Origin of the sequence: Rhodococcus sp. MSC1_016, from assembly GCF_023667485.2 — a bacterium.
Classification (GTDB): domain Bacteria; phylum Actinomycetota; class Actinomycetes; order Mycobacteriales; family Mycobacteriaceae; genus Rhodococcus_F; species Rhodococcus_F oxybenzonivorans.
Genome location: NZ_JAMOZI020000002.1, coordinates 840480 through 863160, shown reverse-complemented (window position 1 = coordinate 863160; position 22681 = coordinate 840480). Strand labels below are relative to the sequence as shown.

General features: G+C 66.4%; 21 protein-coding genes and 2 pseudogenes. 14 read left to right on the top strand and 9 right to left on the bottom strand.

Annotated elements, in window-relative coordinates:
* The first annotated feature begins 64 nt into the window (after nucleotides 1–64).
* The 7 genes from L1080_RS36390 (at nucleotide 65) to L1080_RS36360 (ending at nucleotide 7876) form a co-directional block, all read left to right on the top strand.
* Nucleotides 65–484 carry a nuclear transport factor 2 family protein gene (locus tag L1080_RS36390; protein ID WP_250773652.1) on the top strand — a complete coding sequence of 140 codons (420 nt, stop codon included), beginning with the start codon at nucleotides 65–67 and terminating at the stop codon, nucleotides 482–484.
* A 47-nt stretch (nucleotides 485–531) separates the two neighbouring features.
* Nucleotides 532–1629 carry an LLM class flavin-dependent oxidoreductase gene (locus tag L1080_RS36385; RefSeq protein ID WP_250773649.1) on the top strand — a complete coding sequence of 366 codons (1098 nt, stop codon included), beginning with the start codon at nucleotides 532–534 and terminating at the stop codon, nucleotides 1627–1629.
* A 66-nt stretch (nucleotides 1630–1695) separates the two neighbouring features.
* Nucleotides 1696–2190, top strand: a complete 495-nt coding sequence (locus tag L1080_RS36380) for a flavin reductase family protein (RefSeq protein WP_250773647.1) — start codon at nucleotides 1696–1698, stop codon at nucleotides 2188–2190.
* A 5-nt stretch (nucleotides 2191–2195) separates the two neighbouring features.
* Complete coding sequence (locus tag L1080_RS36375; RefSeq protein WP_250773645.1) at nucleotides 2196–3440, top strand: bifunctional 3,4-dihydroxy-2-butanone-4-phosphate synthase/GTP cyclohydrolase II; 1245 nt, start codon at nucleotides 2196–2198, stop codon at nucleotides 3438–3440.
* Between the two features lie 81 nt (nucleotides 3441–3521).
* On the top strand, nucleotides 3522–5396 hold the full coding sequence (locus L1080_RS36370; RefSeq protein ID WP_250773643.1) for a helix-turn-helix domain-containing protein: 1875 nt from the start codon (nucleotides 3522–3524) through the stop codon (nucleotides 5394–5396).
* A 95-nt stretch (nucleotides 5397–5491) separates the two neighbouring features.
* A complete protein-coding gene (locus L1080_RS36365; protein WP_250773640.1) occupies nucleotides 5492–6544 on the top strand; it encodes a phosphotransferase family protein in 1053 nt (350 codons plus the stop codon).
* Between the two features lie 36 nt (nucleotides 6545–6580).
* Entirely contained in the window at nucleotides 6581–7876 is a 1296-nt protein-coding gene (locus L1080_RS36360; RefSeq protein ID WP_250773638.1) for an acyl-CoA dehydrogenase family protein, read from the top strand.
* A 135-nt stretch (nucleotides 7877–8011) separates the two neighbouring features.
* Here L1080_RS36360 and L1080_RS36355 read toward each other — a convergent pair.
* From L1080_RS36355 to L1080_RS36340, 4 genes and pseudogenes are all read right to left on the bottom strand, one after another.
* Nucleotides 8012–8810, bottom strand: a pseudogene (locus L1080_RS36355) (hypothetical protein).
* Nucleotides 8810–10732, bottom strand: a complete 1923-nt coding sequence (locus tag L1080_RS36350; RefSeq protein WP_250773635.1) for a hypothetical protein — start codon at nucleotides 10730–10732, stop codon at nucleotides 8810–8812. The pseudogene L1080_RS36355 and the gene L1080_RS36350 overlap by 1 nt, the downstream one beginning before the upstream one ends.
* On the bottom strand, nucleotides 10729–11118 hold the full coding sequence (locus L1080_RS36345) for a hypothetical protein (protein WP_250773633.1): 390 nt from the start codon (nucleotides 11116–11118) through the stop codon (nucleotides 10729–10731). Before L1080_RS36345 ends, L1080_RS36350 begins: the two co-directional genes overlap by 4 nt.
* 168 nt (nucleotides 11119–11286) lie before the next feature.
* Entirely contained in the window at nucleotides 11287–11472 is a 186-nt protein-coding gene (locus L1080_RS36340; protein WP_250773630.1) for a hypothetical protein, read from the bottom strand.
* Between the two features lie 383 nt (nucleotides 11473–11855).
* Here L1080_RS36340 and L1080_RS36335 point away from each other — a divergent pair, with 383 nt between their 5' ends.
* Complete coding sequence (locus tag L1080_RS36335; RefSeq protein ID WP_250773627.1) at nucleotides 11856–12800, top strand: phospholipase D family protein; 945 nt, start codon at nucleotides 11856–11858, stop codon at nucleotides 12798–12800.
* A 1354-nt stretch (nucleotides 12801–14154) separates the two neighbouring features.
* Here the strand turns inward: L1080_RS36335 and L1080_RS36330 are convergent.
* From L1080_RS36330 to L1080_RS36315, 4 genes are all read right to left on the bottom strand, one after another.
* A complete protein-coding gene (locus L1080_RS36330; RefSeq protein ID WP_374434623.1) occupies nucleotides 14155–14376 on the bottom strand; it encodes a hypothetical protein in 222 nt (73 codons plus the stop codon).
* A gap of 68 nt (nucleotides 14377–14444) precedes the next feature.
* On the bottom strand, nucleotides 14445–14879 hold the full coding sequence (locus L1080_RS36325; RefSeq protein ID WP_250773625.1) for a DUF6653 family protein: 435 nt from the start codon (nucleotides 14877–14879) through the stop codon (nucleotides 14445–14447).
* 23 nt (nucleotides 14880–14902) lie between these two features.
* A complete protein-coding gene (locus L1080_RS36320; RefSeq protein ID WP_250773623.1) occupies nucleotides 14903–15184 on the bottom strand; it encodes a hypothetical protein in 282 nt (93 codons plus the stop codon).
* Between the two features lie 95 nt (nucleotides 15185–15279).
* Entirely contained in the window at nucleotides 15280–15483 is a 204-nt protein-coding gene (locus L1080_RS36315; RefSeq protein ID WP_073365012.1) for a cold-shock protein, read from the bottom strand.
* 154 nt (nucleotides 15484–15637) lie between these two features.
* Between L1080_RS36315 and L1080_RS36310 the strand changes: the two genes are divergently transcribed.
* The 4 genes and pseudogenes from L1080_RS36310 to L1080_RS36295 form a co-directional block, all read left to right on the top strand.
* Nucleotides 15638–17014: a TrkH family potassium uptake protein gene (locus L1080_RS36310; RefSeq protein ID WP_250773621.1), complete on the top strand. Its 1377-nt coding sequence runs from the start codon at nucleotides 15638–15640 to the stop codon at nucleotides 17012–17014.
* Nucleotides 17007–17672 (top strand): potassium channel family protein, encoded by a 666-nt coding sequence (locus L1080_RS36305; protein WP_250773619.1) that lies wholly within the window; start codon nucleotides 17007–17009, stop codon nucleotides 17670–17672. The genes L1080_RS36310 and L1080_RS36305 overlap by 8 nt, the downstream gene beginning before the upstream one ends.
* A gap of 131 nt (nucleotides 17673–17803) precedes the next feature.
* Nucleotides 17804–18871, top strand: a complete 1068-nt coding sequence (locus L1080_RS36300) for a potassium channel family protein (protein ID WP_250773618.1) — start codon at nucleotides 17804–17806, stop codon at nucleotides 18869–18871.
* A 205-nt stretch (nucleotides 18872–19076) separates the two neighbouring features.
* Nucleotides 19077–19196: pseudogene (locus L1080_RS36295) on the top strand (sensor histidine kinase); the annotation flags it as partial.
* A gap of 173 nt (nucleotides 19197–19369) precedes the next feature.
* Here the strand turns inward: L1080_RS36295 and L1080_RS36290 are convergent.
* A complete protein-coding gene (locus L1080_RS36290) occupies nucleotides 19370–20101 on the bottom strand; it encodes a MerR family transcriptional regulator (RefSeq protein ID WP_250773614.1) in 732 nt (243 codons plus the stop codon).
* Nucleotides 20102–20155: 54 nt separating this feature from the next.
* On the opposite strand from L1080_RS36290, the gene L1080_RS36285 reads away from it, so the two are divergent.
* Together L1080_RS36285 and L1080_RS36280 are read left to right on the top strand one after the other, a co-directional pair.
* On the top strand, nucleotides 20156–20443 hold the full coding sequence (locus L1080_RS36285) for a hypothetical protein (RefSeq protein ID WP_250773612.1): 288 nt from the start codon (nucleotides 20156–20158) through the stop codon (nucleotides 20441–20443).
* A gap of 161 nt (nucleotides 20444–20604) precedes the next feature.
* Nucleotides 20605–22620: an APC family permease gene (locus tag L1080_RS36280; RefSeq protein ID WP_250773610.1), complete on the top strand. Its 2016-nt coding sequence runs from the start codon at nucleotides 20605–20607 to the stop codon at nucleotides 22618–22620.
* Nucleotides 22621–22681: the final 61 nt, after the last annotated feature.

Below are 22681 nucleotides of genomic sequence, written 5' to 3'. Positions count from 1 at the left end.
GCAGATCGGAAGTCCTTCCCATACTGCAGGATTCGTCCGAATTTCCTCTTTCCAAGGAGCTCACATGGACAGTGTCGCGAATACTGGAAGCCTCGAAGCGGCCAACAAGAAGCTCGTCGCCGAATTCATGGAGGTTTTCTCCACCGGCAACGTCGAGGCGATTCTCGGCTACCTCGCCCCCGCCGCCACCTGGTGGGTTGCCGGCAGCATCGAGGGAATCTCCGGAGCCAAGACCAAGCAGGAATTCCGCGAGATGCTCTCGGGCCTGTCCGCCAACACCAAGTCCGGCGCGATCGCCCTGACCCCACGTGCGTGGACCGCCGAAGGTGACCGTGTCGCCGTGGAAACCGAGTCGTACTCGGAGATGAATAACGGCCGCGTCTACAACAACCTCTACCACTTCGTCTTCGAGGTCCGAGACGGACTCATTCAGTCCGTCAAGGAGTTCCTCGATACCGAACACACGCGGGCCGTATTCCTCTGATCCCGAACCACTCCCCCATTCACCCTCTTACGCAAGGAGATACATCCATGGATGTCGGAATGCTGCTCGTCTTCCAGAACTACCACGCAAACGTCAGTGATCAGGAGGTGTTCGTCCGCGAGCTCGAAATGGGCGTCGCCGCGGAAAAGTACGGTTTCAACGCCGTCTGGTCCGCTGAGCACCACTTCGACGACTACTCGATGTGTCCGGACAACATGCAGATCATGTCGTATCTCGCGGCACGCACCTCGACGGTCAAGCTCGGTACCGGTGCCGTGATCCTGCCGTGGAACAACCCCGTCCGCGTTGTCGAGAAGATGACGATGCTCGACATGATGTCGGGTGGTCGCGCCCTGTACGGCATGGGCCGCGGCCTGGCCAAGATGGAATACGACGCGTTTGCAATCCCGATGGACGAGGCGCGGAGCCGTTTCATCGAAGGCGCCAAGATGACCATCGAGGGCCTGCGCACCGGCGTCGTCGACAACCCCGACGGGGAGTTCTACCCGCAGTCGCGGGTCGAGATCCGCCCCGCCCCGAACCCGGCGTACGAGTGGGGACGCGACCGTCTGTTCGGCGCCGCGATGTCGCCCGACTCGGTACCGGTCATCGCCGATCTCGGCGTGCGCATGATGACCTTCATGCAGTTCGAGTTCGACAAGCACGTCGAGACGATCACCCGGTGGCGCGACCTCTACCGCGAGCGCTGGGGCACCGAGCCGCTGCCGCCGGTCATCCAGGACTTCGTGGTCTGCCACGAGGACGAGGAGGAAGCACGCCGACTCGCCTACGCGCACACCACCCGCTACTTCCTGTCGGTCATCAAGCACTACGACTTCGCCGGCGAGCACTGGCGGAACACGAAGGGCTACGAGACCTACCAGGTGGGCGCGGACATGATCCGCGAAGCCGGCATGGAAGCCGCCGCCGACGCCTACGTCGAGGCCAACGTGTACGGCACGCCAGAACAGATCGTCGAGAAGTACGCGGCCCGGCACGAGAAGATCGGTGACTTCTTCGCCAACGCCGCCTTCGCGTTCGGTGGCATGCCGATCGACCAGGCCGAAAAGGCACTGAAACTCTACGGCGAGAAGGTCGTCCCCGAGCTCCAGAAGATGAAGGCACCGGTTCCGGCCAGCGCCTGACCCCCAGCACAGGCGGTGCCCGGGCACACACCGGGCACCGCCTGTCCCATCCCGTCGGAGGACAATATGAATTCCACTGCCACTCGAGACTTCACCATCGAATTCCGCGATGTGATGGCCAGCGTGTGCACCCCGGTTACGGTGGTGACCGCACTGGACGGTGCCCGCCCGCACGGCACCACCGTGAGCGCCTTCGCGTCGCTGTCGGTGAACCCTCCGATGGTCCTGGTCGCCCTCGACCGCGGCTCCGACCTGCTCGCGGTGATACGTGAGCACGGCAGGTTCGGAATCAACGTCCTCGGCCGTGGTCAGGACGACCTGGCCCTGACCTTCGCCCGCAAGGGCACCGACAAGTTCGACGGCATCGGATGGACGCTGTCCGCAGGTGTGCCCCGCATCGACGGCGTACCCGGGTGGGTGGCATGCAGTGCCGCCGAGTTGGTCGATGGCGGTGACCACGTCGTCGTTCTCGGGCGCGTCGAGCACGCCGATCGGGTGGATCACCCGCCGCTGACATATCACCTGCGCACCTTCGGCACCCACAGCGCAGAACAGGAGTAGCCGCCATGCCACGGACCCCCGCCCAGGATGTCGAACTCGCGGTCGAGACCCTCGCCGCCGGCGGCATGGTCGTCGTCGTGGACGACGACGACCGTGAGAACGAAGGCGATCTCGTCGCAGCCGCGGCGTCGATCACTACCCAGCAGATGGCGTTCATCGTCCGGCACACCACCGGCATCGTCTGCGCGCCGATGACGACGCACCGCGCCGACGCACTCGACCTCCCGCTCATGGTCGAACGCAACACCGATGCACACGGCACCGCCTTCACCGTCACCGTCGACCACGTCTCCACCGGCACCGGCGTCAGCGCCGCAGACCGAGCCGCCACGGTGCGCGCTCTCGCCGCCGATACGACGGTGCCCGCGGACCTGCGCCGACCCGGCCACATCTTCCCGCTGCGCGCCCGCGAGGGCGGGGTCCTGGCACGCGCCGGCCATACCGAGGCGACCGTCGACCTGCTTCGGCTCGCCGGTGTCGGTGACGTGGGAGTGATCGGCGAGATCGTCGCCGAGGACGGCTCCATGCGCCGCGGCGCCGACCTGATCGAGTTCGCCCGCGAGCACGACCTACCGATATTGCGCATCGCCGATCTGGTCCGCTACCGCACCGCAACCGAACCATTCGTCGAACTCGTCGCCGAATCGGCCATGCCCACCGAATTCGGTCAGTTCCGGGCGGTGGCGTTCCGGTCGGTCCTCGACGGGACCGACCACCTCGCGCTGGTGATGGGCGACGTCGCGGCCGCAGGACGCACACCGGACGGAGTGCTGGTGCGGGTGCACAGCGAATGTCTCACCGGTGACATCCTCGGCTCCCTGCGCTGCGACTGCGGAGCCCAACTCGAACGAGCCCTCGCCGAGATCGCCCGCGAGGGATGCGGAGTGCTGGTATACCTGCGGGGCCACGAAGGGCGTGGGATCGGACTCGCTCACAAAATCCGCGCCTACTCACTGCAGGAACAGGGACTCGACACCGTCGATGCCAACCGCGCACTGGGGCTGCCCGACGACTCACGAAGCTACGGTGTCGGCGCACGCATCCTCGCCGACCTCGGCGTCCGCCGGATGCGGCTGATCACCAACAACCCGAGCAAACTTGGCGGTTTGGAGGGTTATTCGATCGACATCGTCGGCCGCGTCACGCTCCCCACCGTGATCACCGCCCACAACGTGCGGTACCTGCGCGCGAAGCGGGACCGCATGGGACACGACCTCGATACCGCCCTCCCGACAGTAATCGCTACCTGAGAAGGCGGTACGTTGTGATATTCCACAAAGGCGGCAGGGTAGGGATACAGCGACTGCATCCGCGGAAATGAGGGACAAAGCATGGCAGTGCTGCGGAGCATGGGTACCGAGACGATGACTCCGCATCCCGGCGCTACCGGCGACGCGACGCTGTCCCCGACCGGCCGACCACGCGAACGCGATGTCATCACCGCCTTCGCCGAGATCACCGGCGAGGCCATCGGCGATGCCGACCTCGAACAGCTGCTGCGCTCGGTGTGCGTGAAACTCTGCAGCGTGATCGGGGTGTCACGCTCGTCGCTCTACCTCAAGAAGCCTGACGGCCGCTTCCGCGGCGCCGCAGGTCACTGCTCCGACGAAGGAGACATCACCGAGGCCGTCAAACGACAGGAGTCGGGCGTCGCCGGCGACCGGTTCAGCCGGGAGGTCATCGACACCGGACGACCGGTGCTCATCGACGATGTCACCAACGATCCGCGGCCACACCGGCGCACTATGGAGCACTGGCGGGTGCACGCAATGCTGGGCGTCCCGCTGGTGTTCGACGGTGAGGTCATCGGACTGCTCTTCGTCGACAACAAGGACCGCGAGCACCTCTACACCCAGGAAGACATCGAGATCGCTGAGATGTTCGCGCAGCTCAGCGCGCTGTTCATCAGCCAAGCGATGCTCAACGTCCGCTTGCGCAACCAGGCGTCGGAAATTGCCCGCAGCCGCAACACGCTCGCGTACCTGGCCGACGTGCACCGCAAGCTCACCAATGCCGTCCTCGAAGGCGCCGACATCCACAGCGTGGTGGCACTGCTCAGTGAACTGTCGGCCAAACCCGTCGTGCTCTACGACGAGGATTTCCGGGTGCTCGCCTGGGCTGCTCCCGCCACACTCGGTCTCGACCGTCCCCCGGTGATCTCCGATCAGATCCGCGGCATGCCGTCGGTCGAGGCCGAACTCGCGGCGCTGAGCCCCGAGCGGCCGTCCGCGGTGGTGCCGCCCACCCTGTCCGTCGGGCTCGGTCGTCGGCACCTGATGTGCCGTCTCGTGATCGAAGGCCAACCCAACGGATACCTCGGTATCGTCGAAGTCGGCCGGTCGCTCGAAACCGTGGATGCGAACCTCGCCGAGCACGGAGCGACGGTTCTCTCGCTGCAGATCCTCTCCGAACGCCGGCAGATCGAGACGCAAGGACAGGCCCGCGATGACTACCTGTCCGACCTGCTGCGCAACACCCGCGACAAGGAACACCTGCTGCGCCGCGGCCCGCAGTTCGGCATCGATCTGACCCATCCCCACATGCTGGTTCGGTTCAGTCTTTCGGCGAATCCGCGGATGACCGCCTCCGCGGCGCAACGGCTGGTCACTCGCCGCTTCCGAGAGATCCTGGGCATCGAGGAACCGGCGGCGGTGAAGCTGCCCGGCAGCATCATCGTGCTCATACCGTTGCCCGCCGGCGGCTCCGCCGAGGAACTCCGGACCGTCCGCGAACGAGTCGGACACGTGCGAACCTCGCTGCAGCCACACCTCGCGACCGGCACGACCGTCATCTCCGGAGTGTGCCGCGACGTCACCGACTTCCCGCCTGCCGCGCGCGAGATGCGCGAGGTCGCCGACATTGCGCGATCGTTCGAGTGGTCCGACGGCGTCCTCGACGTCACCGAACTCGGACTGTTCCGCGTGGTCATCAGCTCGGGCCGCGTCAAGGAAGCAGTCCGCTTCGCCCACGACTACGTCCACGTGGTCCAGGGCGCCGACGACGGACTGCTCCTCGAGACGTGGCGCGCCTTCGTCGCGGCCGAGGGACGCGTGCAAGGCGCCGCTGTCGCACTGGACGTGCACGAGAACACGGTGCGATACCGAATGGGGAAGGTCAAGGAACTGACCGGCCTGGACCCGACGAGCCTCGACGTGTTGCTCTCCGCGCGCCTGGCCTTCCAAATTCTCGACTTCGCAGCCCACTGACCAGCGCGGACACTACCCAGAGAGCGTTGTAGGAATCCACAACGCCATGCGGAAACTGCAGTGCCGCCGCAGGACACGGCCGATACGTTCTAATTATGCCCACCGACACCACCGACAGCGACCTCCTCGGAGTCGATCTCGCCGCACTGCGGGACTGGATGGACGCGCAGGGACTCGGCTCCGGCGATCTGACCGCAGTCTCTCCTATCGGAGGCGGAACCCAGAACATCATGCTCGGCTTCGAACGCGCCGGGACCCGCTATGTCCTGCGTCGCGGACCGCAGCACCTGCGCCCCCATTCGAACCGCATGATGGTCCGCGAGATGACGCTGCTTCGGGCCCTGTCCGGCACCGCCGTCCCTCACCCGACGTTCGTCGCCGGCAGCGAGGACACCGCCGTACTGGGTGCGGTGTTCTACCTGATGCACTCTGTGGACGGCTACAACGCCGCCGAACGCCTCTCCCCCGCCCACGCAGCGGACCCCAAGGTCCGCCACCGCATGGGCCTGGGAATGATCGACGCCCTCACCGAGCTCGGCCGGATCGACCACACCGCCATCGGACTGACCGACTTCGGCCGGCCGGACGGCTTCCTCGAACGCCAGGTCGGGCGGTGGAGCAGCGAACTCGAGTCGTACACACTCCTGCCCGGATACCGCACGGTGCTGCTTCCCGGCGTCGATCGGATCGCCTCGTGGCTCGACGACAATCGCCCCCGCGATTGGACACCGGGCATCCTGCACGGCGACTACCACGTCTCCAACGTCATGTTCGACCGCACCGAACCGACGGTCACGGCGATCGTCGACTGGGAGATGGCCACCATCGGCGACCCCTTACTCGATCTCGGATGGATCTTCGCGATGTGGCCCGACCTCGACGGCGGCGCCGACCTGCTGGAGAGCCGCCTCGCCGCAGCCGGCGGCCTGCCCACCCGGGCGGAACTGCTCGACCGGTATGCCGCGAACACCGAGCGTGATCTGCGCGCCATCGACTGGTACACCGCTCTCGCCGGCTTCAAGCTCGGCATCATCCTCGAAGGCACCTATGCCCGCGCCTGCTCCGGGCAGGCATCCACCGAGGTAGGCGACCGGCTGCATCGGTACGCCCTCCAACTGTTCGAGCGCACCCTACGTTTCCTCGACTGACCCCTGACCCACTGATCCACACCGGAGGTACGAAACATGGCATGGGACTTCTCCACCGAGCCCGACTTCCAGCAGAAGCTGGATTGGATGACCGCATTCGTGCGCGACGAGATCCGTCCGCTCGAAACCCTCGAACTGACCTGGCCGCAGCTGCTCGAAGCCATCGCGCCACTACAGCACAAGGTCAAGGCCCAGCAACTGTGGGCTGCGCACCTCGACCCCGAACTCGGCGGTCAAGGCTACGGCCAGGTCAAGCTCGGCCTGATGCACGAAATCCTCGGGTCCTCCCCCCTCGGACCACTCGTGTTCGGTTGCCAAGCACCCGATTCCGGCAACGCAGAAATCCTCGCCGCAGTGGGCACCGACGAGCAGAAGCGCCGCTGGCTCGACCCACTCCTGGCGGGCGAGAAGTACTCGGCCTTCGCACTGACCGAACCCGACAACGCCGGCGCAGACCCGACGAACCTGCAGACTACCGCCGTGCGAGACGGCGACAACTGGGTCCTCAACGGGCACAAGTGGTTCATCAGTAACGCGTCGACCGCCGACTTCCTCATCGTCGTCGCCGTCACCGATCCCGACGCCGAACGGCACCGCCGCGCATCGCAGTTCATCATCCCGATCGACGCACCGGGCCTCGACGTGGTGCGCGACATCGCGTCGATGGAGAACCCCTCACCTCGGGAGAACACCTACGGCTCGCACTGCGAGGTTGTGCTGCGCGACGTGCGAGTCGGTGCCGATGCCCTGCTCGGCAATCCCGGCGACGGATTTCTGATTTCCCAGAAGCGGCTCGGGCCCGGCCGTATCCACCACTGCATGCGGTGGATCGGCCAGTCCAACCGGGCCTTCGACATGATGTGCGAACGGGCCACATACCGCTTCGCGCACGGCAGCGTCCTCGGGGACAAGCAGACCATCCGCAACTGGATCGCCGACTCCGCCGCCGAAATGCAGGCCCTGCGCCTGATGACATTGCAGGCCGCGTGGGTGATCGACACCCAGGGCACCAAGGCCGCCCGCAAGGAAATCGCGATGATCAAGTACTTCGGCGCGAAGATTCTGCACGACATCATCGACCGGTCCATCCAGACCCATGGTTCCCTCGGGTTCAGCTCGGATCTGCCCCTGGACTTCATGTACCGGGCGGCCCGCGCGGCCCGTCTCTACGACGGCCCGGACGAGGTGCACCGCGACACCGTGGCCAAGCTCATCCTGCGCCGATACGAAGCCCCGGCCGACCGGATCCCAACCGAACACGTGCCCACCCGTCGGCGCGCGGCGCAGGAGCGCTACGCCGACCTGCTCGACGAGGTACTCGCCTCGGTCTGACACGAATCAAAAGGGCGGTTGTGGGCGCTTCTCCACGAGACCTCGTCCGCAACCGGCCTCCCGGCGGTGAGCCACTGCGGGCTTGGTTACTGCGCCAGATAACCACCGTCCACAGCCAGATGAGTCCCCTTCGTATCAAATCCAGTCGATGTGGACGGAGTCGATGTGGTCGAAGTGGAATCCGAACTGGTCGCTGTATCTGTCGAAGCCCTTGTTCTCCGGATAGTCGAGGGTGGCGTGCCGCTCGAGGAGTGCCACGACCCGGGCATGATCATCATTGGCCAGTGCGGCGGCGAGTTCGCGGGACTCCTCAGGGGTGAAGGGGGTGTCGGAGTTCGCGAAATCCAGGGTACGGACCCGGTAGTCGTAGCCCTCGTCGGCACCGTTGCGGACCATCACCCCACCCCTGACCCGGATCACCGCGGTCTTCGGTGTTCCATCCGGGCGCAACACCCCGGCACGGGCCATGATGTCCTCGGCCCGCACGGTCTTGAGTTTTTTGCTGGCGTCGGCACGCAGTTCGTTCGTCTCCCCCGACCGGTACCGGGACACCGCCGAGCGAGACCTGCCGATCTTCGCCGCCACCACGTCGATACCGCCGAGGCGCTCGATCGCCGCCCGCCGTTGCGCCCGCTCGGAGAACATCCGCATGCGGGATACGGCCCTGTTGCGCCCACCGGCGCAACGTGCGATCGGACGGCGGGGTGCGGCCGGCGTCGATCGCCGCCTGGCGCAAACCCTCGTTGCCGAGCTCCTTCCGCAATTGTTTGACCGTCACCTTGCTGGTCAGCCCGGCCAGTCCCCCGGTTTTGACCTGCTTCGACTTCTCCACCCCACTGGTCGCGGCATTCGCGACCGACACCTTCAGGCCGTCGAGCCCGACCGCCTGCTGGGCCGGTTTCTTGGTCCGCGGCTTCGGCAGATGCAGGGCCATCAGAGCACCCCCGCCCCTTCGTCTTCGTCTTCGTCGGCGGTGTCCTCGTCCTCGTGGTCGGTGAAGGCGGTTTTGATCGCCAGGTTCACCTCGTGCACATCCGCAGCCGACCCCATGGAGGTTAGGAGGGTGTCGGTGAGGGCCACGTCCTTTTCCACCGTCATCTTTCCCAGCGCCCCGCTTTCGTCGGCAATGTCTTGACCGTTGGGGAGCAGGTACACCCAGGAGTCGGTGACGGTGCGAATAGGCCACCGATGGTGTTCGCGGGCGATGCGCATCGCGACGCGGCGGCCCCGCCACCGGCAGTGGGCGATGATCGACGCCCGCCACAACGGTTGGTGGTGATGCTGCATCCTTGTTGCGGTCCACATGTCCGGGTTGACCATCCGCCCGATGTACCCCTTGTAGCAGGACCCGATGAATCCCTTCATCGCCGCATCCCGGGTGTCGACGGCGGTTTTGCGGGCCTCGCGCAGGATTTTCGCCCACTTGTCCAGCACCCGCCCCTGCTGCGGATACACCCAGGCCTCGGTGATGTCGAGGTCGTCGAGATCGGCGCCGATCCCACCATCCGCGGCTGGCTCCCGGAGGGCATCGAGGGTGACGGTGGTGACCCAGGTCTGCACCGGCTGATCGGCGAGCATGTGCGGGTGCGGCAACGGTAGTTTCTCGGGCAGCGACAAGGTCTGCCCGGCAGGGAGCGTGATCCGCCACAACCCGAACGGGGTGCCCTTCTCCCCTGAGGCTGCGGCGGCCGCACCGCCGGTCAGGTGCTTCGGTTGCCCGTAGCCGAGTTCGAGCATCCCGGCCGAGGCCAGATAGGCGGCGCGTTGGTCGATCGACACCAACCGGTCCGCATTGTCTAGGTCACTCGCCTCCGGGACCCGGGTCCAGCCGACCGCGGGCTCGAGGTCCCCGCGGGGGGCGCCGTCGAGCGGCGGCACCGGACCGGCGGTGGTGACCACGATGCCCTTACCGCTGCGGGTGCGTTCTCGTTTGATCTTGTCGATGATCGCGGCGCCGGTGCGGGCCGGGGTCGGCCCGGGAAGCACCCCGAGATGCTGGGCGCACCATGCCAGCCGGCGGCCCAGTTCCCGGGCCGCGGGTAGGTCGTCGTCGGGGAGATAGGTTCCTGCAGTGGGTGAGCCGAGGACACCCATATCGCCGACCCGGTTGTGCCAGCCGAAGTCCTTGTTCCAGTAGGTCCACACATACGGTTCGATCACCACATCGACCATCGAGGTGAAGTTCCCGATCGTGCGGGACAGGTGCACCACATGACCGGGTTCGCCGCGCAGCTCCCACCCGGCACCGAGCAACGGTGGGAGGGTGGCATGGAGGGTGGCGGTCAACTCGGCTGCGGCGCGGGTCCGCAACGCTTCCATGTCGTCGACGTCGTCCTCACTGCCCGGATCGATGACCCACCCGAGTAGCTCACACGCCGCCAACCCGACGATCCAGATCTGTGCGGGTGCACCCAACGGGGTCAAAGAGGCCCACCGGATCAGCTTGTCCAGCTTCTCGAGGCAATCGACCGGGCCGGTCAGCTCCCGCCCCGAAGGGGTGTACGTCCCGGCGGCCGTCACGATCAACGCATGCCCATCCGCGGCCTCACCAGCCGGCAGCGCCTCCCACACCGGCGGATCGGACGCGTCGGCCTCGGCCTCGGCGCTGACCAGCTCGGGAGACCCCGGGCTGGTGGGAGTTTCGGCGACGTCAACCTGCTCGTCCGACTCAGCGTCCCCCTGCTCGGGTGAGTCAGCGTGGGTGGCAACGGTGGGTTCCGGAACCACCGCCTGATCGGTGACACCCACCGAATCGGGTGCGTTGGAGGAACCGTCATTATCGGGGGATTCGGGGGATGTCGCCGGGGTGGTGTCAGGCAGGGTGAAGAGGGGAATTTGCTCCCACGGGGAGCTCATGACTCCTGCTCGGCGATCCGGCCGTCGAGATCGGCCGGCGGGACACGGTAGCGGTCGAAGAATTCCTGCAGGGCCACGTCCACGACGTTGGTCACCGTGGATTGACGGTGGTTCACCAGCCAGTTCAACCGGGCCTCCGTCGAGACCAGGACCCGGGTGTTGAGCGGAACCTTCGCCGGTCCCTTCCGCGGCTCCAGCTTCGCCGTCAACTCCGCACTCGCCGTTCCCGACCCAGAAACGCCCCCCGCACCGGCACCTTCCTTCCCCGACCGGGCGGCACCGCCACGTCCGCCCCCGGCCGGGCGACGGGCACCGCCCCCGGCAGTTCCTACCTTCGCCATACCCACCCCACCCGTCTCCGCCCGTGTTACTTCGGTTTCAGTCATCCTACCCAATACGTGCCTTCTTGCACGTATCTACGCGCGCGAACTTGCATGCATCCATGCGAGCAGAGATCGGTACGGTGTGTGCAGGCATCCGAGACGCGGAGTCACACACGGGCCCTGGACCACGCGCCTTCTCGCGAAACCGGAGTCGATGATCGGCCGGACTCGTCACTCCACCAGCGTGATGGGCACCCCGGGCGTGACGTACAGGTGGTGTCGAGCGCCGCCGTGGGTGAGGGACATGGCCACTCCTATCGTGTGTCCCTCGGCGAAGCGGGAGAGCAGTTCACGGGTGGCCTCGAATCTGGTGGGGCTGATGCCGTACGTAACGCCGTTGAAGATGAGGCTGGGCACCCTATCCTCCTTCTGCTGACCGGTGGATCGTGTTCTCGAAGATGCCTCTGACAGCGTCCTCGAGGCCGTGCGCGGCGGCCGCGTCGGCGAGCGGATAGCGGAACCCGTCGTAGATCGCTTCTTAACTCATGATCCTTCTCTCGCTGGTGTCGTGGTGCTCACAGCGTAAGAGTGCTGGACCGACCGTTGTGGCCGGTACCGACACATTTCCTCAGCGAAGACTCGGTCGAATCGCTGCACTTGGGGCGACCGCGGTCAGCCCGCTCCACGCGACTGTCGACGCGCGCCGGGAGCGACGGACCGGCGGCGCCCCCCTTTTAGCTTCTTTTAGCGTTGCCAGGACCGGCACCACACCCAAGGCGCGCCGGTTACCGTCTGTGGGTATGGGGACCACCTTCCACGGGCCGAGCCCGTGGCCGCACATCACCCGCGCCATCCGCACCCGCGGCGCCCGATACGCCGCGATCGGCTACCTCGGCCAGGACGCACCCGAGCTGCTCCCGCTGCGCGCCGGGGACCTGTTGGTCGTCAACGCCTCCAGGGCCGCTATCCGGGCGCACGCCACCTCCCCCGCCGCCCTCACCTACTACCTGAACAAGGGGGTGCGGGTGCTGTCGTCACCGACCCTGCACGCCAAGGTGATCGCCACCAGCACCCGGGCGGTGATCGGGTCGGCGAACGCATCCGAGAACTCCACCCTCGCCGACGACGCCGTGATCATCACCGACGACCCCGAGATCGTCACCGGTGTCCGCACGTTCATTAACAGCCTCGACGAGATCACCGAGGTCGATCAGGTGTTCCTCGACGACGCGATCCTCGAGTGGGAGATCGGCCGCGCCGTCCCCCTGCCCGGCGTCACCGGCCGCGTCCGCACCGACACAGATTTCCTGCCCACCCCGGTGCGCCGGATGTTCGTCAAACACGCCGTCGATTATCAACCCACCGACACCGAACAACAGGTCCTCGACAACCAGCGGGGCCGGCACAACGCCGCCGGCGGCCCGGCGGTGAAGTACCAACTCACCTCGCTCCGCCTCGACACACGCGGCACCATCCGGCGCGGCGACGTGATCGTCTTCGTCTCCGCGAACGACGAGTGGATCCACCCGCCGGCCGTGGTGATCTCCGATCCGATGCGGATCCCGCGGTCGGGTGGAGCGGTGTTGTTCTTCCTGCGCACCCGCACCGACCTGCAACCTGCGCCTCTCACCGACGCCGAGAAGGCGCTCAGCGACCTCGGGCACCCTGGGTCACGGCTGCGGACCGATCATTACGTCCGCTCCCCCAGCCTCCGGACCGCGCTACTCGCACTGTGGAACCTCTGAGCGGTACGCCACGAAATGAGCTGCGCATCAGGACCATCGACCCGCCCACTCTCCTCGAAATGCGTTGAGATGCACAGAACTCGTCGGCGTTCTCTTCCGCGATCTCTCGCCCTCGACAATTTCTGGCGTGTAACTGCTGCTTTCTCCCTCAACGGCGAACACAGTCGCTCTCGATGCCCTCGACCGATTCCACCCCTACCCACTCCCCACGAGAAGTGACTGCCGGGGGTGTTCAATACCGGTGAGCCACAGGACGGGCGCCGTGCGTTGCCCACCATGTATCCCCATTTGATTTGCTAGCTATCGTAGCGGGGCTAGCTATCCTCGCCTTGAGGTTGCGGCCGCGGAGCGTCTGGGCGCTCGTTTGCTGACGATGTCACTCTGCGGCACGCCATCCGGTTCCGCAGCGGTGCCGCGACTTCGTCGGTGATCTGTCCCACCCCTGGCCCTGGACCATGCGAAGCCTGTCACGAAGTCGCTGGTTGGGTTCGATCTCGGCCTCGACCGGGTTCAGGTAAACCAATTCCGCGTGTGCGGCGGTGGCGGTTTCGGTGGTGTCTCGGTCATGGTGTTCTCCCCCTAGGGTGAGAGAAGAACACCGGGCAAGTAACAGCTACCCGGGTGTTTCCTTTTCTCCGTGGGATTTTGGCTTCTGCCAAGCGGTTCGAAGCATCCGCGCATGGGGGGCCGCGAACAGGTCGGCGTTGATCTGCGCGACCAGCTCGCGGTCGACCAGCTCGAGGATCGGTCGCGGCGGTGAGGCCGAAATCGCCTTGTGCCGGCGCTTGCGCCGCCAAGGGTTGTTCCCCGGCTGCCGTCGATCTGGATCGCCAAGGCCAGCAGGTCAAAAGAACGAGGTTCTACGACTGCCGCGGTCGTTGACCGGGGTGGTGCTGGCGGTGTCGGACGAACTCGGCCTGGACGAGTCGGTGATCTTTCTCCAGGGCGGGGCACGGCGCAGCTGGTCGAATCAGGGGACGCCGAAGGCGGCCTCGCCCGGCCGAGGACCGCGGCCACCGCGAAGTGCGCTGACCAAGTCGTCCGCACCGACATTCGAGGCCTAAAAATGCACCCCACCTCAGGCACCAGAGGATGACGACCCCACGACGCCCTGGCTGTACGGCGGTAAGAGCTACTGCCGCCAGTTCGAAACCGGTGCAACGTACTTCCTGAGCCCGAAACCAGATGACTCCAGTGAGGTCGTCTTTACAATCTCGTACCCAGAGATCGGGATTGACCATGCGGCCTCAATCACGCTGGAGTTCACAGACTTCACTCGCTCAAGTTCCTAGTCCGGGGTGTGAGAGACCGGCTGTCATCCGGTCCGTCAGCCAACGGCGATCGACACCGATGTTCAATCCTCATACGACAAACTCAGGTCTGGCTGCTGAAGGAATCCAAGGCAGCCAAGCACCAGTGCGGCGCCGAACCCTGTTCCACCGTGGCCGGCGTCGTCGAGCACGACGAGGTGGGCATCCGGCCAAGGACGCGCGAGGTTCCACACCGTGTCCAACGGTCCCGAGACGTCGTAGCGACCGTGCACCAGAACGGCGGGGACACCTGCCAGGCGTCCCATACCATCCAGGACTCGTCCGGATCGCCCATGTCGGATACGGCCACCGGAAGCCGACTCGTACTCGGCGCTCAGCCGGTGTCGGCGCCCCGGTGCTGGCTGTAGTAGCCGGCCATGAGCCGCCAGTAGACCAGAAGCAGCGCCATCATCACCACGGTGGCACCGGCCGCCGGTGCGGCGCGGCGTCGCCGGGCGGCGATCAGTGCGGTGATGCCGGCCAGCGTGGCCGCCGCGTTTACCACCATCGCCGTGTCGCGGGGCCGCTCGGTGATCCAAAGCTCTTCGCCCAGCACCGCCCGGGTGGACCAGGCCTGCTCGTCTGCCGGTTTCGGGAAGATCACGGGGTTGGCGGCCATCCAGGCACCGACGATCGCGGCGTGGCTCCACCGGCCTGTCCATAGAGGAACGAGCACAAGCGGGGTACTCAGCCAGCGAGTCCAGGCACTCCACGGGTTGGAGTGGCGAGCGAAGACATTGTGTTTGAGGTCGGCGAAGTGGTGGGTCATGTCAGGATCCTTGATCGGGGCGCCTACTGACCGAACGTGAAACGCAGGTTCGCGTTGATGAATTCGTTCACTCGCTTGCGCATGCGGACGGTCGTTTCCCCGTCCGGGACCGGTTCGTCGACGATCAATGTCCAGGACAGAGTGGAGCCGCCGCGTGGTAGGCCCGTGATGTCGAAGCGGATCCGTGCATGCGGTCGCCACGGCCCGATTGAGGTCCAGACGACAAGGTTCGGTTCGACCGCTTCTGCGATCGTGGGGGGTTGTTCGTCGGTGTGCAGGATCAGCCACGGGGCGAACGAGGTCACTTGTCCGGGTTGGTGAGAGCTTCGGAGACGATGCGAGACCCTCATCCGGCGATCGAATGAGGACCGCACCCACCGGGTGCGGTCCCGCAGTCTAGTTAGACAGCCCGCACATTCGTGGCCTGCGGGCCCTTCTGTCCCTGCCCCACCTCGAACTCCACACGCTGGTTCTCATCGAGCGACTTGAAGCCGCTGCCCGAGATTTCCGAGTAGTGCACGAAGACGTCCGGTGTCCCGTCGTCGGGTGCGATGAAACCGAAGCCCTTCTCGCCGTTGAACCACTTCACAATGCCCTGTGCCATGCCGATACTCCCTAAATGTCGATCCGGGCACTCACATCGAATTCCCGATCTCGATACCACTGATCCTGTCACCCGAAGAACGGCTCCGCATGACCGCACCTAGAGCCTTGGACTGAACGCCAGGACGGCGCCGCCCGGGTCTACCCTGCTGTTCGTGACTTCTCGCACCGGCGCGTCGCCGAACACACCGCTGCGGCGGGCAGCGGCACGAGCGACCCTCACCCCGGTCCGAGTGGTGGCCCTGGGTTTCGCCGCCGCCATCACGCTCGGAACCGGGCTGCTCCTGCTTCCGGCGGCAAGCCAACCGGGAGCGGACACCGGATTCGTAGAGGCCCTGTTCACGGCGACGTCGGCGATGTGCCTGACCGGACTGATCGTGGTCGACACCCCCACCCACTGGTCCGGATTCGGGCAGGGGGTCATCCTCGGGCTGATCCAGGTCGGTGGCTTCGGCATCATGACGATGGCCTCGGTGGTCGGGCTGATGCTCGCCAACCGGATCGGGCTGCGGGCCCGGCTCAACGCCGCCGCCGAGGTCCGCGCGTCCGGTCTCGGGGACGTACGCAGCGTCGTCGTCGGGGTGATCCGAATCAGCATCCTCATCGAAACCGTCACCGCGCTGTGCCTGGCAATCAGGTTCGCCCTCGGCTACGACGAACCACCCGGACGGGCTGTGTGGTTGGGGATCTTCCATGCGATCTCGGCGTTCAACAACGCCGGCTTCGCGCTCTACAGCGACAACATCATCGGCTTCGCCGACGACCCCTGGATCTGCGTCCCGCTGCTGGCCGCGGTGATCCTCGGCGGCATCGGATTTCCGGTGCTCTTCGAGGTCGGCCGCCGGGTGCGCGGCACCTCCCGCCGGTGGAGCCTGCACACGAAGCTGACCGTCACGGTGACCGCCATCCTGTTGGTGATCGGCCCGGCGCTGGTGCTGTTGTTCGAGTGGGGGTACACCCTCCGCGAGCACGATCTCGGGGCGAAGCTGCTCGTCGCCGCGTTCCAGGGCATCATGCCGCGCACCGCCGGATTCAACAGCGTCGACTATGCCCAGATGGATCCGGCGACCCTGCTGGTGACGGACGTGCTGATGTTCATCGGTGGTGGCAGCGGCGGCACCGCGGGTGGCATCAAGGTCACCACCTTCGCGTTGCTGCTCTTCGCGATCGTCGCAGAGGTGCGCGGCGATCGATCGGTGACCATCTTCGACCGGCGGATCGCACCGCGGGCGCAGCGCCAGGCCCTGTCGGTGGCGCTGATCGGCGTCGCGCTGGTGATGGTTCCGACCATCGTCCTGTTGGCGGGCACCGCCTTCGACCTGAACGTGCTGCTGTTCGAGGTGGTTTCCGCGTTCGCGACGGTGGGACTGTCCACCGGCATCACCGCGCAACTACCTGTCTGGGGGCAACTGATCCTGATCGGATTGATGTACTTGGGCCGGATCGGCTCCATCACCCTGGTCAGCGCGCTCGCCGCCCGGCAACGCGATCGCCGCTACGAACTTCCCGAAGAAAGGCCCTTCATTGGCTAGGAAACCGTCCTCCGACGTCGTGGTGGTGCTCGGATTGGGCCGATTCGGCAAGTCCCTCGCCCTCGAACTGATGGACCAGGGAACCGAAGTGCTCGGCATCGACTCCAGCGAGGCGGTGGTGCAGAAGATTTCACACCGGCTCACCCACGCCGCCGTCGCCGACACCACCGACGAGGAATCACTCCGCCAACTCTCGGTGCACGACTACGACCGGGCCGTGGTCGGGATCGGCTCCGACCTCGAGGCCAGCCTGCTCACCGCGTCGGCGTTGATCAACCTGGCGGTGCCGAACGTGTGGGCGAAGGCGATCAGCAACGCGCACGCGAAGATCCTCCACCAGATCGGTGTCCAGCACGTCGTCCGCCCCGAGCACGACATGGGCAAGCGGGTAGCGCACCTGGTGCGGGGCCGGATGATGGACTACATCGAATTCGACGACGGCTTCGCCATGGTCAAAACCACCCCACCCGCCACAGTCATCGGGAAGCGCCTCGGCGAAACCACCGTCCGCTCCACCTACGGAGTCACCGTCGTTGCGATCAAACGCCCCGGCGAAGGCTTCACCTACGCCACCGCCGACACAGTCATCGAACCCGGCGACACCATCATCGTCTCCGGTCAGGTGCGCGACACCGAACGATTCAGCGAACTGACCTGACTCCCTCGGCCCGCGTCCGATCCGCCTCCGCCTCGCGGGCACCGGTGCACATCGATGTCAGGTGCTCATGGCGGACCGGGGGTCGGCGCGTAGGCTCTGCGAAACGGTGACGAGAACGAGGTGATCTAGCGATGCCCGGCAGGTTGCACGCACGGCTGCGTCGATCCGACGTGCTCACCGAACGCCCCGATTTCGCGCTGGTGGGGATCCTGCGGGTACCGCAACTACACGGCAGTCCCGGACGGGCCATCACCCGGCGGATCGGCTACGCACTCGCCGCCCTGGCTACGGTGGTCCTGATCGTGTACCTCGACCGCGACGGCTACCGCGACCTGCAAGAGAACCCGCTCTCGCTGCTCGATTGCCTCTACTACGCGACGGTGTCGTTGTCCACCACCGGCTACGGCGACATCACCCCGATCACCGCGCAGGCCCGGCTGGTCAACGTCCTGATCGTCACCCCGCTGCGGATCTTCTTCCTCATCGTCCTGGTCGGCACCACGCTCGCGGCGCTGACCGAGAACTCCCGGCAGAGCTTCAAGATTCAGCGGTGGCGGCACCGCACCCGCCATCACACCGTCGTCGTCGGCTACGGCACCAAGGGCCGCGCCGCCGTCGACGCGATGCTCGGAGACGGCGCCGACCCCTCGAACATCGTGATCGTCGATACCGACCCGACGATCATCGAGACCGCCAGCGAGCGGGGATTCGTCACGGTGCACGGGTCGGCAACGCAGTCGGACGTCCTCCGGCTGGCAGGCACGCAGCACGCGTCGTCGATCATCGTGGCCACCAGCCGCGACGACACCGCGGTGCTGGTGACACTCACCGCCCGCGAGATAGCACCCACCGTGAAGATCGTTGCCTCGGTACGCGAAGCCGACAACGCTCACCTGTTGCGCCGGTCCGGCGCCGACACCGTGGTCGTCTCCTCGGAGACCGCGGGCCGGCTGCTCGGCGCGGCCACCATCACCCCGACCGTGGTGGACATCATCGAGGATCTCCTCACCCCGGAGACCGGCTTCGCGATCGCCGAACGCCCCGTCGAACCCGGTGAGGTCGGCGAGTCACCGCGGCAGCTGCCGGACATCGTCCTCGGTGTGGTGCGCGACGGACAGTTGCTGCGCAGCGGAACCCCCGAGGTGGAGGCAATCGAGTCCGGCGACATCCTGCTCTACATCCGGCAGGTGACCGACTGACCGCCGGCGAATGCCTGGTGGGCGATGGCGTCAACTTACACCGGTTGCAGGGATGGCCCCGGAGGCCAGGCGGGGGAAGTTGAGCAAGTTGCCGACCAGATCGGTCAGCTGGCCGGCGGACTCGGTGACCAGCAGTTCCGCGGTGTCCTCGGCGGTCGCCGGGGGTCGGCGCCCACCGAGCACACCGGTTTACCTCGGTGCAGCAGACCGGGACAACACCACCAGGATCGGACTGGGCTTGTCGGTGGTTCGCGGACTCGTCGAGGCCAGGGGCGGAACGATCACCGCCACCGACACCCCCGGCGGCGGCCTGACCATGGTGTAGACCTTGCCGCCAGCGAGGAGAATGGCCGCGCACCCACGGCAGGTGCATCCGAGCTCACCCGACACCCCTTCCACAACAGCGAGTGCCGCATCAGGAAATGCTTGCCCTGCAGTTCGTGGAGCGCGCTGAATGACTTCCGCTGCAGCGAAGTCCGTGCTCCCGTACCCGTCGAGTCACGCGTCCCGTTGTGCGCGAAGGAGCGTGTCGAGCCGCTGCCAAGCCGGGGACGAGGCGTTGACTGTGCCCTGAATAAGTGCGGGGATCTCGGAGGCTTCATCGAGCTCGGGTAGTTCGTCCACTCCGTAGCGGTCCCGGGTCGCCGCAGTGATCCGGCGGGCGAGGTCGTCGATGCGGGGATCATCGGCGTCGAGGTCGTGCGCGTGGTCGTAATCGAGGAAGAGCTGCCGCAGCGCCGGGTCGGCAAGGATCTCGGCTTGGTCGTGAAACAGGGCGGTCGCACGGTCGGGGTGGGTGGCGAACACGAGGATCCACAGGTCGCGTTGCAGATCCACCCAACGGCCGGTGAATCCCCAGCCGGCCAGGTGCTCGAGATGGGCACCGACCTCGGTAGGCAGCGGTGCCAGCTGCCCGGTGGCGAGCTGACGCAGGCGCCCTTGCGTTGCCCGCAGGCCGCAGATGCGGGCGGTGAGCTCGTCGTCGATTCCGGCCAGCGCCTGCTGGAACTCTGCGTGGGTCGCTGCTCTCAGGTCCCGGATACGGGCCAAGGGAACGCCGGCTTCGGCGAGCGTCCGAATCTTGATCAGGTCGATGGCGTCATTCGCGCCGTACCGCCGGTAGCCGGACGCATCGCGGGCGGGTTCGGGAAGCAGCCCCTTGTCGTGATAGACGCGGATGGTCTTGGTCGACACTCCGACGTACCCGGCCAGCTGCCCGATGGTGATCACCTGGCCATCGTCCCACTTGACCTTTCCCCCGGGGCAGGGTTGCAGACTGGCCTCATGGTAAACAGGAATATCGATCGGGAGACCCTGCGCGAACTGGCCGATGGGGGTAACGAGACCGCTGTGGACCGGCTGGCCGACCTCGCCGACGCGGCCGGTGACCTCGGGGAGCTGAGCGAGCTGTTGGACGAGGGATCCATGCGCGCAGGGTTCCTGCTTACCCGACGCGCGGCCGCCGCCAGCGACCTGTGTGAGCTGCAACGAATCTCCGACGCCGGGTACGACGAGGCCGGCAGCGAGGTGGACCGTCTGTTGAAGGCACCGGCCGACGGGCATTGGGATTGAGGATCCGACGGGCCGCTGCAGCAGCGCTCCTGATGCCCCATCCAGGCTTGCAGTGGGCCGAGCGCGGCGGCGCGCCGACCAGCGCGGGAAGCGGCGCTTTTTAGCGAAATCCTTACGCCCGAGAACCGGTTGCGGCCCGAAACGGCGCTTAGGCTTCGGCGGTGTCCAAAGCCGTACACGCCGCGCGCCGCCTGCTTCTCGGCCGCGCGCTGCGCAACGAACGTCTCGGTGAGCAGTTGCTGTCCAAGCGACTCGCGCTGCCGATCTTCGCCTCTGATCCGCTGTCGTCGGTGGCCTACGCCACCCAGGAGATTCTGCTGATCCTGTCCTTGGGCGGGCTAGCGTTCTTGTACCTGACCCCGTACCTGGCCGCTGGGGTGGTGGTGTTGCTGGCGGTGGTGGTGCTGTCCTACCGGCAGGTGGTCTTCGCCTACCCCAGCGGCGGCGGGTCCTACGAGGTCGCGCACCGCAACCTCGGACCGTCCGCGGGGCTGACCGTTGCCGCTGCCCTGCTCGTCGACTACGTGATGACCGTCGCCGTCTCGGTGGCTGCCGGTGTCGACAACCTGATCTCCGCCTTCCCCTCGATAAATGAACATCGAGTGGCGCTGGCCGTGGGCTTCGTGATCCTGCTGACCGCGATGAACCTGCGCGGAGTACGCGAATCCGGGAAGGCGTTCGCGGTGCCCACCTACGGGTTCATCGCCGGTGTCCTCGTCCTGATCGTCACCGGACTGGTCCGGGTGGCCTTCGGGGACCCGCCGGTCGCGGAAAGCGCGAGCTATTCGATCACCGCCGAGCACACCGGCATGACCGGGCTGGCGCTGATCTTCTTCGCGCTGCGCGCATTCTCCTCCGGTTGCACCGCGCTGACCGGGGTCGAAGCCATCTCCAACGGGGTCCCCGCCTTCCGTAAACCCAAAAGCGCCAACGCCGCCAAAACCCTGGTCGCGATGGGCGCCACCGCCATCGTCATGTTCTCCGGCATCACCGCCCTGGCCATCCTCAGCAAGGTCCGCGTCGCCGAACACACCTGCGATCTGGTGGGATTCAGCGGAAACTGCGAGACCGACCCGCAGCGCACCGTGATCGCGCAGATCGCCGCCGCGGTGTTCGGGGGGACCACCAATGTCGGGTTCTTCTACATCCAGGCCGCCACCGTGCTGATCCTGATCCTGGCCGCGAACACCGCCTACAACGGGTTCCCGCTGCTGTCCTCGATCCTGGCCCGGGACCGCTACCTGCCCCGTCAGCTCAACACCCGCGGCGACCGGCTCGCCTTCAGCAACGGCATCGTGCTGCTCGCGCTGGCCGCCGGCACCCTGATCGTTCTGTTCGACGCCTCAGTCACCCACCTGATCCAGCTCTACATCCTCGGGGTGTTCACCTCCTTCACCCTCAGCCAGGCCGGGATGGTGCGCCACTGGAACCGGCTCCTGCGCGCCGAACCGGACCGGGCGGAGCGGCACCGCATCCGGTTGCGGCGCACCATCAACGGGATGGGGTGTGCCCTCACCGGGCTGGTGCTGATCATCGTGACCGCCACCAAGTTCACCCAGGGTGCCTACCTGGTGGTCATCGCGATGCCCATCCTCTTCGCGATGATGAAGGGCATCCGCCGGCACTACGACCGGGTCGCCGCCGCACTCGTCCTCGACGAGAACAGCTTCGACCTGCCGTCCCAGGTGCACGCCATCGTGCTGATCTCCCAGCTACACAAACCCGCCGCCCGGGCCCTCGCGTACGCCCGCGCCACCAGGCCAACCACCCTCGAGGCGGTCACCGTGCAGAGCGACGACACCGCCCGCCTGCAGAAGGAATGGTCCAAGCACGACCTGCCGGTCCCCCTGAAGGTGCTTGCCTCGCCCTACCGTGAGGTCACCCGGCCGATCATCACCTACATCAAAACCATTCGCCGAGACAGCCCCCGTGAGGTGATTACCGTCTACATCCCCGAATACGTGGTCGGGCATTGGTGGGAACACCTGCTGCACAACCAGAGCGCCCTGCGGTTGAAGGGCCGGCTGCTGTTCACGCCGGGGGTAATGGTCACCAGCGTGCCCTGGCTGCTCGATTCCGCCAAACGCGTCGCCGACCCTGCGGCCAGGCCCGCCCCCGGCGACATCCGCAGCGGCGCGCTCACGGCCAGGCCGTCGGCGACGGACCACCCGCTCTAAGTGGCACCGGTGCCAGCGGCGAAGGATCCACACCGTGCACGGTCCCGATCTCGTCCCGCCG

Excerpts from the sequence above, each read along its gene's own strand:
- L1080_RS36390 (WP_250773652.1), top strand. The coding sequence starts at position 65 with ATGGACAGTGTCGCGAATACTGGAAGCCTCGAAGCGGCCAACAAGAAG.
- L1080_RS36385 (WP_250773649.1), top strand. The coding sequence starts at position 532 with ATGGATGTCGGAATGCTGCTCGTCTTCCAGAACTACCACGCAAACGTC.
- L1080_RS36380 (WP_250773647.1), top strand. The coding sequence starts at position 1,696 with ATGAATTCCACTGCCACTCGAGACTTCACCATCGAATTCCGCGATGTG.
- L1080_RS36375 (WP_250773645.1), top strand. The coding sequence starts at position 2,196 with ATGCCACGGACCCCCGCCCAGGATGTCGAACTCGCGGTCGAGACCCTC.
- L1080_RS36370 (WP_250773643.1), top strand. The coding sequence starts at position 3,522 with ATGGCAGTGCTGCGGAGCATGGGTACCGAGACGATGACTCCGCATCCC.
- L1080_RS36365 (WP_250773640.1), top strand. The coding sequence starts at position 5,492 with ATGCCCACCGACACCACCGACAGCGACCTCCTCGGAGTCGATCTCGCC.
- L1080_RS36360 (WP_250773638.1), top strand. The coding sequence starts at position 6,581 with ATGGCATGGGACTTCTCCACCGAGCCCGACTTCCAGCAGAAGCTGGAT.
- L1080_RS36350 (WP_250773635.1), bottom strand. The coding sequence starts at position 10,732 with ATGAGCTCCCCGTGGGAGCAAATTCCCCTCTTCACCCTGCCTGACACC.
- L1080_RS36345 (WP_250773633.1), bottom strand. The coding sequence starts at position 11,118 with ATGACTGAAACCGAAGTAACACGGGCGGAGACGGGTGGGGTGGGTATG.
- L1080_RS36335 (WP_250773627.1), top strand. The coding sequence starts at position 11,856 with ATGGGGACCACCTTCCACGGGCCGAGCCCGTGGCCGCACATCACCCGC.
- L1080_RS36330 (WP_374434623.1), bottom strand. The coding sequence starts at position 14,376 with ATGGGACGCCTGGCAGGTGTCCCCGCCGTTCTGGTGCACGGTCGCTAC.
- L1080_RS36325 (WP_250773625.1), bottom strand. The coding sequence starts at position 14,879 with ATGACCCACCACTTCGCCGACCTCAAACACAATGTCTTCGCTCGCCAC.
- L1080_RS36315 (WP_073365012.1), bottom strand. The coding sequence starts at position 15,483 with ATGGCACAGGGCATTGTGAAGTGGTTCAACGGCGAGAAGGGCTTCGGT.
- L1080_RS36300 (WP_250773618.1), top strand. The coding sequence starts at position 17,804 with ATGCCCGGCAGGTTGCACGCACGGCTGCGTCGATCCGACGTGCTCACC.
- L1080_RS36285 (WP_250773612.1), top strand. The coding sequence starts at position 20,156 with ATGGTAAACAGGAATATCGATCGGGAGACCCTGCGCGAACTGGCCGAT.